Below are 13,150 nucleotides of genomic sequence, written 5' to 3'. Positions count from 1 at the left end.
CGACCAAACCGTGGTTCCGGTCGTGCAGGCGGGCCGCGGTCGTGCAGGCGGAACGTGGCGAGGAGGTCACACCACCTCCTGCAGCACGCCGTCCGTATCGATCTCGAGGGTGAGGTCGAGGTCGAGGCGGCTCAGGAACGCGTCGTCGTGACTGACCACGAGCACGGCTCCGCGGTAGGCCCGCAGCGCCTCGACGAGCTGGTCGACGGTGTCGAGGTCCAGGTTGTTCGTGGGTTCGTCGAGGACGACGAGGTGCGGCGCCGGATCGGTGAGGAGCAGCCGGGCGAGGGCGACGCGGAACCTCTCCCCACCGGAGAGCGCGGCCACCGGACGGTCGGCCGTGGCCCCGCGGATGAGGAAGCGGGCGAGCCGGTTGCGGAGCTCCTTCTCGGGAACCTGTGGTGCGGCGGCAGCGACGTTCTCGAAGACCGATCGCTCCTCGTCGAGGCCGTCGACCCGCTGCGGCAGGTAGCCGATCCGGTCGGTCATCGCCTCCGCCCGCAGCTCCGGCCGTTCACAACTCAGGAGATCGGGGCCGATCTGGGCGTGCGGCAGCGGACCCGGCCGCTCTGCGCCGAGTTCTCCTGAGTTGTGAACGGAACCGGAGACGAGCCGCTCCAGGAGGGTGGTCTTGCCGGCTCCGTTGCGGCCGATGAGGGCGACCCGCTCCGGACCCTGGATCACCCACGACCTCTCCGGTCCGCCGAGCTCGGCGATCCGGCGGCTCCGCGACACCTCGGGATCGGGCAGCTCGATCTTCATCGAAGCGTCCGACCGCACTCGTCGTCCTGCCGCATCGTGCGCCGCCCGAGCAGCGTCCTCCTTTGCGCCGACCTCCGTGCGCAGCTTCCCCGCGGACACCTCTGCGGCCATCTTCCTTCCGTGCGCGATGATCTTCGGCACGCGTTTCTCGACCTCGGCCTTCTTGGCGGTGCGTGCGCGGTGGGCGAGCTTGACCTCGGCCTCGATCCGCTGGCGTTTCTCCTTGCGGAGCACCTGTGCGGCGGCCACCTCCGCCTGCTTCGCGGCGTCCTGTTCCGCGTCCAGCCAGGCGCGCCACTCGGAGTAGGGGCCCCCGAAGACGGACAGGCTCTGCCCGTAGAGCTCGGCGGTGTCATCCATGAGCTCGAGCAGAGCGAGGTCGTGGCTCACGACGATGAGCGTTCCCTTCCAGGCCTGGACCATCGTCGCGAGGGCGGCCCTGGCGTCGCGGTCGAGGTTGTTGGTCGGTTCGTCGAGAAGCGTGATCGGGGCCCGACGCAGGCGGATCCCGGCGATCGCGACGAGCACCGCCTCCCCGCCCGACAGCTCGCCGACCGTCCGGTCGAGGAACTCGGGGGCGAGCCCGGCCTCGGCCAGGGAGGCCTCCGCGCGGGCTTCGATGTCCCAGTCGTCACCGACGGCGTCGAAGTGCGCGGGGTCAACGTCGCCGGCGGTGATGGCGCGCACGGCGTCGAGGGCGGCGGCCACGCCGAGGAGGTCGGCCACCCGGCGGTCCACGTCGAGCGTGAGCTGCTGGGGCAGGTAGGCCACCTCGCCGGAGGTGCCGAGGGTCCCGGAGGCGGGGTGGAGCTCTCCGGCGATGAGCCGGAGCAGCGTCGACTTGCCGGCGCCGTTGCGGCCGACCAGGCCCGTTCGGCCCGAGCCGAAGGCTCCGGAGACGCCGTCGAGGGCGACCGTGCCGTCGGGCCAGGTGAAGGAGAGCCGGTCGAGGACGACCGAGGCGTGCGAAGAAGAGGGCTGTGACATGGGGTGTCTCCTGTCGAGTGCGAGGGTGCACTGACACCGAGTCCCTGCTGGGCCGTGGAGTCACGGGGAACAGAGGAGAGCGTCTGCCGGGGAGTCGGCGATCGTCGGGTCAGCGCGCGAGAAGAGGGGCGCGGAGGCGACGATTCAGATCAAAGGACTTCCAGACACGGCGGACAGGACGCCACGACGATACCCGGGCGTGTCGCGTCACGCAACTCCCGGGCGTGTCGCGAGTCCGTCGCGCGGGGGATGCGAGGCCGCTCGGCGGCTCCTACCGTGGAGGCATGGCAGACGACGGCACCCCCAGTCCCGACGAGATGCGCGCGCGGACGGGCCTCGGCATCGGTCTCGCGCTCGGCGTGGCCATCGGCGTCTCGACGGGGATGGCACTGAACAACTGGGTCCTCGGTCTGGCCATCGGGATCTCCATCGGCATCCCGCTGTCCGTGGCCTTCCGCGGCTCCGGGGGCGGCACCGCGGACGGATCGGAGGACGCCGATGGCGCCGTCGACCCGGATTCCGACGGTGGCGCTCAGGACGGGCGAGAGCCGTCGGCCTGATCCCGGCCGACCCCCTCGACCCAGGTCATGAGGAAGCGGTGCACGTCGCCGAGCTCCTCCTCGGAGATGCTGTGGGTCAGGCCGCTGTAGACCCGACCGGAGAGCGTCGTGTGCGCGGGGAGCCACTGCGCGGTGTGCGCGATCAGCGGTGCGGGGATGACGTCGTCGTGGGTGCCGCGGCCCCAGAAGACCGGTGGGCTGACCTCCGCGAGGTGTGCATCGCCGGGAAGGGCGTCCGGGGCGGCGTACCCACTCAGCGCCACGACCGCGCCGAACCGCTCGGGAGCGAGCCGGAGGGCCTGCAACGACACCGCGGCGCCTTGGGAGAACCCGAGCAGCGCCACGGACGGAGCCTCGGCCGCCGCCTCGTCGAGCCAGCGCAGGAACGCCTCCGCCGCACGGGTGACGGAGTCGGAGCTGCGGCCGTCGAGCCCTTCGATCGGGTACCACGAGCGGCCGGGCGTCGGCCACGGGGGCGCGAGGGGCGCGGCGACGGAGGCCACCGTTATCCCGGACGGCAGGTAGGGGACGAGGCCGAAGAGGTCGTGCTCGTCCGCGCCGTAGCCGTGCAGCAGCACGAGCAGCGGGAGCCCGGTGTCCGCGGCACGGGACCAGCGCGTGGCGGCGGCGTCGATCGTCAGGTTCTCGGTCACACCGTCATCCTTCCAGGCCTCGCGGCGGTGCTGCCCATCGGCACGGACGGCTGGTAGAAAGGAGGCATGGCGGTGCGCACACCCGATCCGGAGCCGGAGCCCGACGACGAGGGCCTCGGTTCGTTCCGTGACGCGAACCCGCCCGTGCCCGACGCGAACCCCGGTTGGCTGAGCGACGTCGAGCTGGAGGAGGCGCGGCGTCACCTGCCGATGCTCTACGTCGAGGCGATCCCGGTGCGAACGGACGGCTCCGGTCAGGTCACCGAGATCGGCGTGCTGCTGCGGTCCACCCCGCTCGGCGAGATCACCCGCACGATCGTGTCCGGCCGCGTGCGCTTCGGGGAGACGATCCGCGACGCGCTGTTCCGCCACGTCGAGAACGACCTCGGTCCCATGGCCTTTCCGCTCCTGCCGCCGCAGCCGCTGCCGTTCACGGTGGCCGAGTACTTCCCGATCCCCGGCGTGAGCGCCTATCACGACGACCGGCAGCATGCGGTGTCCCTCGCCTTCGTGGTGCCCGTGACCGGGACGTGCGAGCCGCGTCAGGACGCCCTCGAGGTGACCTGGTTCTCGCCGGAGGCCGCTGCCTCCGATGCCGTCGCCGCCGAGATGGAGGGCGGCCGCGGCACCCTCATCCGGCACGCGCTCGCCAGCCTCGGCCTCCTCCGCTGACGTCGCTCCCCGAGCCCCCGGGGTCCCGCCGAGACCCCGACTCGTTTGCGCGCGCAGGCGAGTCGGGGTGTGGGCGACGTGTCGGGGTCTCGCAGACGTGATCGGGAGAACCCCTTGTGCGGGTCAGGACTAATGGGCTAGAACTTAGACCATTAGTCCAATCGGCAAAGGATGCTTCGACATGGATGCTTCGACAACGACGTCGCCGTCCGCAGGACAGCACCGCGAGCGCACGCTCCGCGGCAACCTCGGCGCTGTCGCCGTCACCTTCATGGTGATCGCGGCCGCCGCGCCGCTCACGGTGGTCGGCGGTCTGGTGCCGATCGGTTTCCTCGTGGGCAACGGCATCGGATTCCCGGTCATGTTCCTCGTGGCCACGGTGATCCTGCTGCTGTTCTCCGTGGGGCTCACCGCCATGAGCCGGTACCTCCCGCGCGCCGGGTCGTTCTTCGTCTTCGCGACTCACGGGCTCGGCCGCACGCCGGGCCTGGCGACGGCCTACCTCGCCCTCGTCTGCTACACGACGGTGCAGATCGCGGTGTTCTCCTACCTCGGCGCGACCATCAGCTCCAGCGTCGTGCTCCTCGGCGGGCCGGAGATCCCATGGTGGCTGCTGACCCTCGCCTCCGTGGCCCTCGTCGGGGCGCTCGGCTACCGGCAGATCGAACTCAGCTCGCGCGTCCTCGTCGTGGTGCTGCTGGCCGAGATCGGCATCGTCCTGCTCCTCGGGGTGGTGATCCTCGTGACCGGGGGAGCCGAGGGCGTGACCTTCGGTTCGTTCCTCCTGCAGAACGTGCTCTCCGGGGCCCCCGCGCTCGGGCTGATGTTCGCGATCGCGAGCTTCATCGGGTTCGAGTCGACCGTCGTGTACCGCGACGAGGTGCGACAGCCGGAGCGGACGATCCCGCGGGCCACGTATGCGTCCGCCATCGTGATCGGCGTGTTCTACGCCTTCGCGGCCTGGACGGTCGTCGTCGGGGTGGGGGAGGAGGCGATCATCGAGGAGGCCGCGGCCGACCCGACCACGCTCATCGCCCGGGTCACCGAGCAGTACCTCGGACCGGTCGGTTCGATCGCGGTCGCCCTGCTGTTCCTCGGCAGCATGTTCGCCGCGGTCCTCTCGCTGCACAACGTGCTCACCCGCTACCACCACGCGATGGCCAACGCCCGCGTGCTCCCCGACCGGCTCGGCACCGTGCACACCCGGCACGGATCGCCGCACGTCGCCTCGCTCGTGCAGGTGTCGACGTCGGGACTGGCGATCGCCCTGCTCGCCGTCCTCGGCTTCGCGCCGGAGAACATCTTCTCCTGGTTCGCGGGGATCGGCACGCTCGCGATCGTCATCCTCATGGCGGTGACGTGCCTCGCGGTGATCGTCTACTTCGCCCGCACCCGGGAGCTCCGCAGCCCGTGGCACACCGTCATCGCGCCCGGTCTCGGCTTCGTCGGACTCGCGGTGTCGGCCCTGCTCATCGCGGCGAACTTCCCGCTCCTGGTGAGCGACGTCGACGCCGACGGCAACCCCGCCTGGGGGCCGATCAGCATCACGCTCGTCGCCGTCGTCGTGATCGCCCCGGTCATCGGGCTGGTCCAGGCCGCCGTGATGCGTGCGAAGACCCCCGAGGCCTACGCGCAGATCATGCGTCGCTTCGACGAGAACGCCTGACCCCGAGACGAAGGATGGACATCATCAGCCTCTCCGCCCCACCCCGCCCCCTCATCGGCATCTCCGGACGACGCACGAGCGGCGCCGCGATCGGAGCCCCCTCCGGCTTCGCCGACGCCCCGTTGGAGGCGTACCTCAGCGAGTACGCGACCTCGGTGCTGCGGGCCGGCGGCCTGCCCGTGCACCTGCCCATGGATGCTGCCCCCGCCGAGCTCGTGGACCGTCTCGACGGCGTCGTCATCGTCGGGGGAGACGACGTGGACCCGCGCCGCTACGGGCAGACTCCTGGGCCGTTCACGCCGCTCGTCGATCCGGCGCGCGACGAGTTCGAGTCGGGCCTCATCCTCGCGGCTCTGGCCCGCGCGGTCCCGCTGCTCGGGGTCTGCCGGGGCGCCCAGCTGCTCAACGTGGTCCGCGGCGGGACGCTGCACCAGCACCTCGCGGCCGGCGAGGGCGAGTCCCACGGGTCCTACGCCTACCCGCGGGCGCACCGTGTGCACGAGGTGCGTACGGCCGCCGGCAGCGTGGTCAACGGCCTCTACGGCGAGAGCACCCGTGTGAACTCGTTCCACCATCAGGCCGTCGACGTGCCGGGCGACGGTGTCGTCGTGACCGGATGGGCCTCGGACGGCGTGGTCGAGGCGATCGAGCTGGAAGGCCTTCCGGCCGTCGGCGTGCAGTGGCACCCCGAGACGTTCGGGGGCGATCCGGTCTTCGACTGGCTGGTCGGCCGGGCCGCCGCCCGCACCGCGGATCCCGCACCCGCGGACACCGCCATCTCGCAGGGCGCCGTCTGAGCGCCCACCCCTGACGGACGACAAGGAGAACGACATGCGACACACAGGGAAGAACGCCTTCATCACCGGTGCAGGCTCCGGGATCGGCCGGGAGACGGCCCTCCGTCTGGCGAGCGAGGGCGCCCGCGTCCTCGTCACCGACGTCTCGGCGGAGGGGGCGGCCGAGACCGTCCGGCTCATCGAGGAGGCCGGGGGCACCGCGTTGTCCGCCGTCGTCGACGTGCGCTCGCGGGAGCAGATCCGTGCCGCCGTCGCGACCGCGCGGGAGGCGTGGGGAGCCTTGCACCTGCTGGTGAACAATGCCGGTGTGGTGACCGAGCACTCGTTCGAGACGCTGACCGAGGAGGCGTGGAACTTCGTCTTCGACATCAACCTCAAGGGGCAGTTCCTCGTCGCGCAGGAGGTCGCCCCCCTTATCGCGGAGTCGGGTGGCGGCGCCATCGTCAACCTCTCCACGGTCGAGGCACTGGTCGTCGTCACCAGCACCGGCACCGCGCAGCCGCACTACAACGCGAGCAAGGGCGGCGTCCCGATGCTCACCAAGGCACTCGCGGTCGAGCTCGCGGCGAAGAACATCCGCGTCAACTGCGTCGCCCCCGGCCCGATCGCGACCGACTTCTTCGACTATGAGAGCGTCACCAGCGCGGAGGCCCTGGAGTTCATGAAGCAGCGGCTGCTGGTGCCGCGCGTGGGCCTTCCGGCCGACATCGCGGCGGCCGTCTCCTGGCTGCTGAGTGACGAGGCGTCTTGGATCGACGGCATCCAGCTCCCCGTCGACGGAGGGTGGCTGACGCGATGATCGACGACGTGCGCCTCGCGCCGGACGAACTGGAGGCCGCGGGGATCCGGACCGTGATCGTGGCCACGCCCGACCTGCAGGGGCGGCTGGTCGGTCGGCGCATCCCCGTCGAGGGCTTCGGCCGTGTCGTCGCGAACGGCGTGGACATCTGCACCTGCGCGTGGGCCTGGGACATCGATCAGGGGCTCGAACTCATCGATCAGAACCGGTTCGCGCTGTGCGGCATGCACAACGGCGTGCCCGACGTGACACTCATCCCCGACCTGGACACGCTGCGCCCCGCGGCCTGGCTCGACGGCGTCGCGATCTGTCTCGCAGACCCCGTCGACGTGCACACGCACGAGCCGATGCCGCTGTCGCCGCGGGTGATCCTGAAGCAGGAGCTCGCGCGGCTCCGCGGCCTCGGGCTCACTCCGCTCGCCGGCACGGAGCTGGAGTTCTACCTCTTCCGCAACGACCCGCGGGAGCTGCGCCGCTCCGGATTCCGCGACCTCGACCCGACGACCCTCACCCCGTCGGACTTCATGATCCACGAGGGCAACCTGTACGAGCCGTTCTTCCAGAAGCTCCGCTCCGATCTGCGCGCGAGCGGGATCCTCGTCGAGGCCGCTCAGAGCGAGTGGGGCCTCGGACAGTGGGAGATGACGTTCGAGTACGGTGACCCGCTGGAGATGGCCGACCGGCACGCGCTGTACAAGCTCGCGGTGCGGGACACCGCGGCGCGGGCAGGGATGTCGGCGACCTTCATGGCACGACCCCTCAACGATCAGCCGGGCTCGTCGTGCCACATCCACGTCTCGTTCATCGACGACGAAGGCACCGCGCTGTTCTGGGACGAGCAGGCCGGGGACCGCCTGAGCGGGCGGATGCGCGCCGCGATCGCCGGGGCGCTGGAGCACGCGCCGGCCCTGATGGCCTGGTACGCCCCGACCGTCAACTCCTACCGCCGCAGCAACTCGACGGACGTGGCGGGCAGCGGCCGCACGTGGGGCTTCGACAACCGCACGACGACCGTGCGGGTGGTCGGGCACTCCGCGGCGGCGCTGCGCTTCGAGTTCCGGCTGCCCGGCGCCGACACCAACCCGTACTTCGCGCTGACCGGTGTGCTCGCCTCCGCTCGCGACGGGATCGAGAAGGAGCGGGTGCTCGGCGAGCCCGTCCGCGGCAGCGCCTACGACCTCCCGGGGGACGGGGCGATGCCAGCCGACCCGTACCAGGCGGCGGCGCTGTTCGCCCGGAGCCCGCTCGTGCAGGAGCTGCTGGAGCCCGAGCTCATCGCGCATCAGCGCATCCTGCTGGAGCACGAGTGGACCACGTTCCTGTCCCGTGTGACCGACTGGGACCTGCACCGCTACTTCGATCGGATCTGACATGACCTTCCCCGCCCTGCGCACCTGGATCGGCGGCGTCGCCGAGGCGAGCCCCGCCGCCGACGGCACCTGGCTGCACGATCCCAACACCGGCGAGGCGCTGCAGCCGTCCGCGTCCAGCAGCCTCGACCAGGTCGACCGCGCGGTCTCCGCCGCCCAGGAGGCGCATGACGACGCGCGGTGGCGTGGACTCCCGCCGGAGGACCGCGCTGCGGCCCTCGACGCCCTCGCCGCCTGGCTGGACGACCGCGCCGAGGAGGTCGCGCGGCTCGACGCTCTCAACAGCGGCGTGCCGATCGCGGTCACCCGGTTGTTCGGCGGGGCGAACGGGGCCACCCTCCGCGACGCCGGCCGCCGGGCGGTGGCGGTGGGCGACGTGCGGGCGCTCCCGGCTGATCAGGGCGGGGTGCACCTGCACCGCGTGCCTTGGGGCCCGACGGCCCTCATCCTGCCGTGGAATGCGCCGAGCGCGATGGCCGTGAAGAAGACCGCGTTCGCGCTCGCCGCGGGCGCCACGGTGGTGCTCAAGCCGTCGTCGTTCTCCCCCTGGAGTGCGCAGCTGCTCCTGGAGGGCGCGCGCGAGGTGGGGATCCCGGACGGGGTGGTGAACCTCGTGCAGGGCAGTGGGGGCGTGGGCCGGGCCCTCGTCGCTGACGAACGCATCGCGGCGATCTCGATGACCGGCTCCACGCCGACGGGCCGGGCGATCGCCGCGACAGCCGCGCCGCGGTTCGCGCGGCTGCAGCTGGAGCTCGGATCGAACAACGCCGCCGTCGTGCTCCCGGACGCCGATCTCGAGCAGGCCGCGAGGGCGCTCGCCGACGGAGTGCTGAAACTGTCCGGCCAGTGGTGCGAGGCGCCGCGCCGGGTGCTCGTCGACCGTGGGCGTCGTGCGGACCTCGCGCATCTGCTGATCGCCGAGTTCGCCCGCCGCACGCTCGGATCCAGTCTGGACGACACGACCGAGGTGGGACCCGTGGCGTTCGCCGCCCGGCGTGCCGAGCTGGAGGAGCAGCGGGAACGCCTCGCGACCGCCGGGGCCGAGCTGCTCCGCGTCTCGCAGGTTCCTGAGACCGGCTGGTTCTTCGCACCTACCGTGGCGGTCCTCGACGGCGCCGGTCTCGCCGACGAGGTGTTCGGTCCGATGCTCCTGGTCGGCGGATACGACGACGAGGAGGAGGCCGTGCGGATCGCGAACACCGGTCAGGTGGGACTCGCGGGCTACGTGTTCGGTGCCGACGAGGAGAGGGCGGCCGCCCTCGGCGCGCGGCTGCTCGCCGGGGAGGTCAAGATCAACGGCACGAGCGTGCTCGACATGTCGCCGGAGTCCGCGCAGAGCTTCTTCGGCGCGAGCGGACTGGGCGGGCACGGCGACGACGATGTGCTTGACTTCTTCGTGGGGAAGCAAGTGGTGGGGCGGGATCGCCCCGGTCTTCCCCTCTGACCGGAGGAGCATGGATGGGCGAGCGTGATGACGCGCCGCACGATTTCTCGCGTGCCGCGCTCCAGCCCGTCTCCGGGTACCAGGCCGTGGCCGGCTACCTCCGTCGGGAGATGGCGCTCGGCCGCATCCGGCCCGGCGATCGGTTGCCTCCGGAGCGCCGCCTGGCCGAGCAGCTGGGGGTGTCGCGCGAGACCCTGCGGCAGGCGCTGCGCATCCTTGAGGGCAGCGGTCAGATCGCGATCACCCGAGGCGCGTCGGGCGGGGCCGTCGTGCAGGACGCCGCCCTCGATCCTCGGCTGATCCGCGAGGAGGTGCGGCAGCGATCCACCGAGATCGGCGACCTCACCGAGTTCCGGGAGATCGTGGAGTCCGGGGGAGCGGCGCTCGCCGCGACCCGCCGCACGACGCGCCATCTCGACACCATGGCGCGCGCTCAAAGAGATCTGGCGGCGGCAGAGACCAAGGCGGAGTCGCGCATCGCCGACACCGACTTCCATCTCGCGCTCGCTGAGGCGTCCGGCAACTCCTTCGTCCGTGAGGCGGTGGAGGAGGCACGGGTGCGGATGTTCGAGCCCGTCGACCTGATGAGCTTCGATTTCGTCAAGGAGTCGAGCTGGCACGCGCACGAGGAGATCCTCGAGGCGGTGCGCCGGGGCGATGCGGCCGCCGCCGACGCCGCGATGCGGGCGCACCTGCGCACGACGCGCGAGGAGTTCCGGCGCGTCGTCGAGTCCTGACCCGCCCCTCCCGCTCCCGCCCCTCGCCGAGACCCCGGTTTCCCGCCCGGACCCCGGCGTCGCCGCGCGCGGAGCCCTGGCTTCGACGCGAACCCGGGGTCTCGCGAATGGGGGAGGGGAGGAGGGAGGGTCAGGGGCGGGTGAGGCGGGCGAGGGCGTCGACGAAGGCGTCGACGTCGGACTCCTCGGTGTCGAAGCCGCACATCCAGCGCACCTCGCGCCGGGACGCGTCCCAGTCGTAGAAGCGGAACACGTCGCGAAGCTGGTCGGCGACGCCCTCGGGAAGCGTCGCGAACACGCCGTTCGCCTGCGTCGGCTGCGTGAACTCCACCCCCGCGATCGACCCGTCCGCGAGACCGGCCTCGATCCGCGCGCGGAGGCGGGCCGCCATGGCGTTGGCGTGGCGGGCGTTGCGCAACCAGAGGTCGCCGTCGAGCAGCGCGATGAGCTGCGCCGAGACGAAGCGCATCTTCGACGAGAGCTGCATGTTGAACTTGCGCGCGTAGTTGAGGCCGGCGGCGGCATCCGGGTTGAGCACGACGATGGCCTCGCCGAGCATGGCACCGTTCTTGGTGCCGCCGAAGGTCAGCACGTCGACCCCGGCGTCGGTGGTGAACGCGCGCAGAGGCAGGTCGAGGGCGGCGGCCGCGTTCGACAGGCGAGCCCCGTCCACATGCAGCTTCATGCCACGCGCGTGGCAGTGATCGGCGATCGTGCGGATCTCCTCCGCGGTGTACAGCGTGCCGAGCTCGGTGGACTGGGTGATGGAGACGACGAGGGGCTGCGCCCGGTGCTCGTCGCCCCAGCCCCAAGCCTCGCGGTCGATGAGGTCGGGGGTGAGCTTGCCGTCGTCGGTGGGGACGGTGAGGAGCTTGAAGCCGCCGATCTTCTCGGGCGCTCCGCCCTCGTCGACGTTGATGTGGGCGGTCGAGGCGGCGATGACCGCACCCCAGCGCGGCAGCATCGACTGCAGGCCGGTGACGTTCGCCCCGGTGCCGTTGAAGACCGGGAACGCGGCGGCGGTCTCCCCGAAGTGGGCCTGGAACACCTCCTGGAGGCGGGCGGTGTACGCGTCCTCGCCATAGGCCACCTGATGACCCCCATTCGCGGCGGCGAGAGCCGCGAGAACCTCGGGGTGGATGCCGGAGTAGTTGTCACTGGCGAAGCCCCGGATCGCGGGGTCGTGCGGGATGCTCACCGGACAAGCCTAATCGCCTTCCCCTACCGAATGTCCGAGGCCCGCTCTACCCTCGAACCCATGGAGCGCAGCGCGGCCAAGACCGCTTTCGCGAACGTGCTCGTCAACACGCTGATCGCCAACGTGACGACGAGCTTCCTCTGGTTCGCCCTCACGTTCTGGGTCTACATCGAGACCCGGTCCGTGCTGGCCACGGGCATCATCGGCGGTGCCTACATGCTGTTCGTCGCGTTCTTCGCGATGATGTTCGGCACCATCGTCGACCGGCACCGCAAGCACCGCGTCATGCTGCTGTCGAGCGTCATCTCGGCGGTGGCCTTCCTGATCGCGGGCGTGCTGTACCTCTGGCAGCCGGAGGCCTCCCTGCTCGACCTCGGCGGGCCGTGGTTCTGGCTCTTCTCCGGTGTCATCCTGTTCGGCGGCGTGATCGAGCAGCTCCGCAACATCGCGCTGTCGACGACGGTCACGTTGCTGGTGCCCGAGGAGAAGCGCGCCAACGCGAACGGCCTCGTCGGCACGGTGCAGGGGATCGCGTTCCTCGTCACGAGCGTGTTCTCCGGCCTCTCGATCGGTTTCCTCGGCATGGGGTGGACGCTCGGGATCGCGATCGTGGCGATGGCCCTCACCTTCGCGCACCTGCTGTTCATCCGGATCCCGGAGTCCGAGCCCGAGGTCGACCCGGAGTCGAAGAGCGCCGTCGACTTCCGCGGCAGCGTCCGGGCCATCCGTCAAGCCCCCGGACTGTTCGCGCTCATCGTCTTCTCGACGTTCAACAATCTCATCGGCGGCGTCTACCTGGCGCTCATGGATCCGTACGGTCTCACCCTGTTCGACGCGCAGATGTGGGGGTTCGCCCTGGCCTTCGCCTCGACCGGTTTCCTGATCGGCGGGGGACTGGTGGCCAAGTTCGGCCTCGGCAGGAAGCCCGTGCGCACGATGCTTCTCATCGTGATCGCGATGGGGCTCCTCGGCGCGATCTTCATGCTGCGCGAGTGGTGGCCGCTGTACGTGCTGGGCATGTGGGTGTACATGGCGTTGGTCCCGCCGGTGGAGGCCGCCGAGCAGACCGTGATCCAGAAGGTCGTGCCGTTCGCCCGTCAGGGGCGGGTGTTCGGCACGGCAGCCGCGATGGAGGCGGCGGCGGCCCCGATCACCGCCTTCCTCATCGCCCCGATCGCCGAGTTCCTCGTGATCCCCTATATGGACAGCCCGCAGGGACAGCGGCAGTGGGGCTGGCTCCTGGGTGAGGGCGAGGCACGAGGGATCGCCTTGATCTGTCTCTTCGCCGGTCTGATCATGGTGGTCGCGGCGATCCTCGCATTCTTCACGCGGTCGTACCGCACCCTCACCGAGCTCTACGCGACCTCGCCGGATCAGGCTCCCGAAGAGTCGACGGATGCGGCCCCCGACAGCGACCAGGGCGAGTCCGACGACGGGAACGGCCCGAGCGCGCACCGCGACGCTCCGCCGGTGGTCCCGGGCATCCCACCCGAGTCCCGCTGATG

At 71.0% G+C, this 13,150-nt stretch carries 12 protein-coding genes; 9 read left to right on the top strand and 3 right to left on the bottom strand.

What is annotated here, in order from left to right:
- Window positions 1–66: 66 nt before the first annotated feature.
- Entirely contained in the window at window positions 67–1,749 is a 1,683-nt protein-coding gene (locus FY549_RS01470; protein WP_149083507.1) for an ABC-F family ATP-binding cassette domain-containing protein, read from the bottom strand.
- A gap of 284 nt (window positions 1,750–2,033) precedes the next feature.
- Here FY549_RS01470 and FY549_RS01465 point away from each other — a divergent pair, with 284 nt between their 5' ends.
- The gene (locus FY549_RS01465) at window positions 2,034–2,309 is read left to right on the top strand and encodes a hypothetical protein (RefSeq protein WP_149083506.1); all 276 of its coding nucleotides are present in this window, start codon (window positions 2,034–2,036) and stop codon (window positions 2,307–2,309) included.
- On the opposite strand, the gene FY549_RS01460 is transcribed toward FY549_RS01465, so the two are convergent.
- Window positions 2,282–2,962: an alpha/beta hydrolase gene (locus FY549_RS01460; RefSeq protein ID WP_149083505.1), complete on the bottom strand. Its 681-nt coding sequence runs from the start codon at window positions 2,960–2,962 to the stop codon at window positions 2,282–2,284. The two genes, FY549_RS01465 and FY549_RS01460, sit on opposite strands and share 28 nt — an antisense overlap.
- 66 nt (window positions 2,963–3,028) lie before the next feature.
- On the opposite strand from FY549_RS01460, the gene FY549_RS01455 reads away from it, so the two are divergent.
- The 7 genes from FY549_RS01455 to FY549_RS01425 all read left to right on the top strand — a co-directional run bounded on the left by FY549_RS01455 (window position 3,029) and on the right by FY549_RS01425 (window position 10,447).
- Window positions 3,029–3,634, top strand: a complete 606-nt coding sequence (locus tag FY549_RS01455) for a DUF4916 domain-containing protein (protein ID WP_101848384.1) — start codon at window positions 3,029–3,031, stop codon at window positions 3,632–3,634.
- Between the two features lie 181 nt (window positions 3,635–3,815).
- On the top strand, window positions 3,816–5,300 hold the full coding sequence (locus tag FY549_RS01450) for an APC family permease (RefSeq protein WP_149083504.1): 1,485 nt from the start codon (window positions 3,816–3,818) through the stop codon (window positions 5,298–5,300).
- 14 nt (window positions 5,301–5,314) lie between these two features.
- Complete coding sequence (locus FY549_RS01445; RefSeq protein ID WP_149083503.1) at window positions 5,315–6,097, top strand: gamma-glutamyl-gamma-aminobutyrate hydrolase family protein; 783 nt, start codon at window positions 5,315–5,317, stop codon at window positions 6,095–6,097.
- A 34-nt stretch (window positions 6,098–6,131) separates the two neighbouring features.
- On the top strand, window positions 6,132–6,896 hold the full coding sequence (locus FY549_RS01440) for an SDR family NAD(P)-dependent oxidoreductase (RefSeq protein WP_149083502.1): 765 nt from the start codon (window positions 6,132–6,134) through the stop codon (window positions 6,894–6,896).
- Window positions 6,893–8,266 (top strand): glutamine synthetase family protein, encoded by a 1,374-nt coding sequence (locus tag FY549_RS01435; RefSeq protein WP_187614897.1) that lies wholly within the window; start codon window positions 6,893–6,895, stop codon window positions 8,264–8,266. The genes FY549_RS01440 and FY549_RS01435 overlap by 4 nt, the downstream gene beginning before the upstream one ends.
- 1 nt (window position 8,267) lies before the next feature.
- Window positions 8,268–9,710 carry an aldehyde dehydrogenase family protein gene (locus tag FY549_RS01430; protein WP_149083500.1) on the top strand — a complete coding sequence of 481 codons (1,443 nt, stop codon included), beginning with the start codon at window positions 8,268–8,270 and terminating at the stop codon, window positions 9,708–9,710.
- 14 nt (window positions 9,711–9,724) lie between these two features.
- Window positions 9,725–10,447 carry a FadR/GntR family transcriptional regulator gene (locus tag FY549_RS01425; protein ID WP_149083499.1) on the top strand — a complete coding sequence of 241 codons (723 nt, stop codon included), beginning with the start codon at window positions 9,725–9,727 and terminating at the stop codon, window positions 10,445–10,447.
- A gap of 130 nt (window positions 10,448–10,577) precedes the next feature.
- Here the strand turns inward: FY549_RS01425 and FY549_RS01420 are convergent, their stop codons facing one another.
- Window positions 10,578–11,645 carry a threonine aldolase family protein gene (locus FY549_RS01420; protein ID WP_149083498.1) on the bottom strand — a complete coding sequence of 356 codons (1,068 nt, stop codon included), beginning with the start codon at window positions 11,643–11,645 and terminating at the stop codon, window positions 10,578–10,580.
- 60 nt (window positions 11,646–11,705) lie between these two features.
- On the opposite strand from FY549_RS01420, the gene FY549_RS01415 reads away from it, so the two are divergent.
- Window positions 11,706–13,148: an MFS transporter gene (locus tag FY549_RS01415; RefSeq protein ID WP_149083497.1), complete on the top strand. Its 1,443-nt coding sequence runs from the start codon at window positions 11,706–11,708 to the stop codon at window positions 13,146–13,148.
- The last annotated feature ends 2 nt before the right edge of the window (window positions 13,149–13,150 follow it).

This window comes from Microbacterium sp. 1S1 (assembly GCF_008271365.1).
Classification (GTDB): Bacteria; Actinomycetota; Actinomycetes; order Actinomycetales; family Microbacteriaceae; genus Microbacterium.
This window is presented reverse-complemented; position numbering and strand designations above follow the sequence as displayed.

Coding starts and splice junctions, on each gene's coding strand:
- FY549_RS01470 (WP_149083507.1), bottom strand. CDS start 1,749: ATGTCACAGCCCTCTTCTTCGCACGCCTCGGTCGTCCTCGACCGGCTC.
- FY549_RS01465 (WP_149083506.1), top strand. CDS start 2,034: ATGGCAGACGACGGCACCCCCAGTCCCGACGAGATGCGCGCGCGGACG.
- FY549_RS01455 (WP_101848384.1), top strand. CDS start 3,029: ATGGCGGTGCGCACACCCGATCCGGAGCCGGAGCCCGACGACGAGGGC.
- FY549_RS01450 (WP_149083504.1), top strand. CDS start 3,816: ATGGATGCTTCGACAACGACGTCGCCGTCCGCAGGACAGCACCGCGAG.
- FY549_RS01445 (WP_149083503.1), top strand. CDS start 5,315: ATGGACATCATCAGCCTCTCCGCCCCACCCCGCCCCCTCATCGGCATC.
- FY549_RS01440 (WP_149083502.1), top strand. CDS start 6,132: ATGCGACACACAGGGAAGAACGCCTTCATCACCGGTGCAGGCTCCGGG.
- FY549_RS01435 (WP_187614897.1), top strand. CDS start 6,893: ATGATCGACGACGTGCGCCTCGCGCCGGACGAACTGGAGGCCGCGGGG.
- FY549_RS01430 (WP_149083500.1), top strand. CDS start 8,268: ATGACCTTCCCCGCCCTGCGCACCTGGATCGGCGGCGTCGCCGAGGCG.
- FY549_RS01425 (WP_149083499.1), top strand. CDS start 9,725: ATGGGCGAGCGTGATGACGCGCCGCACGATTTCTCGCGTGCCGCGCTC.
- FY549_RS01415 (WP_149083497.1), top strand. CDS start 11,706: ATGGAGCGCAGCGCGGCCAAGACCGCTTTCGCGAACGTGCTCGTCAAC.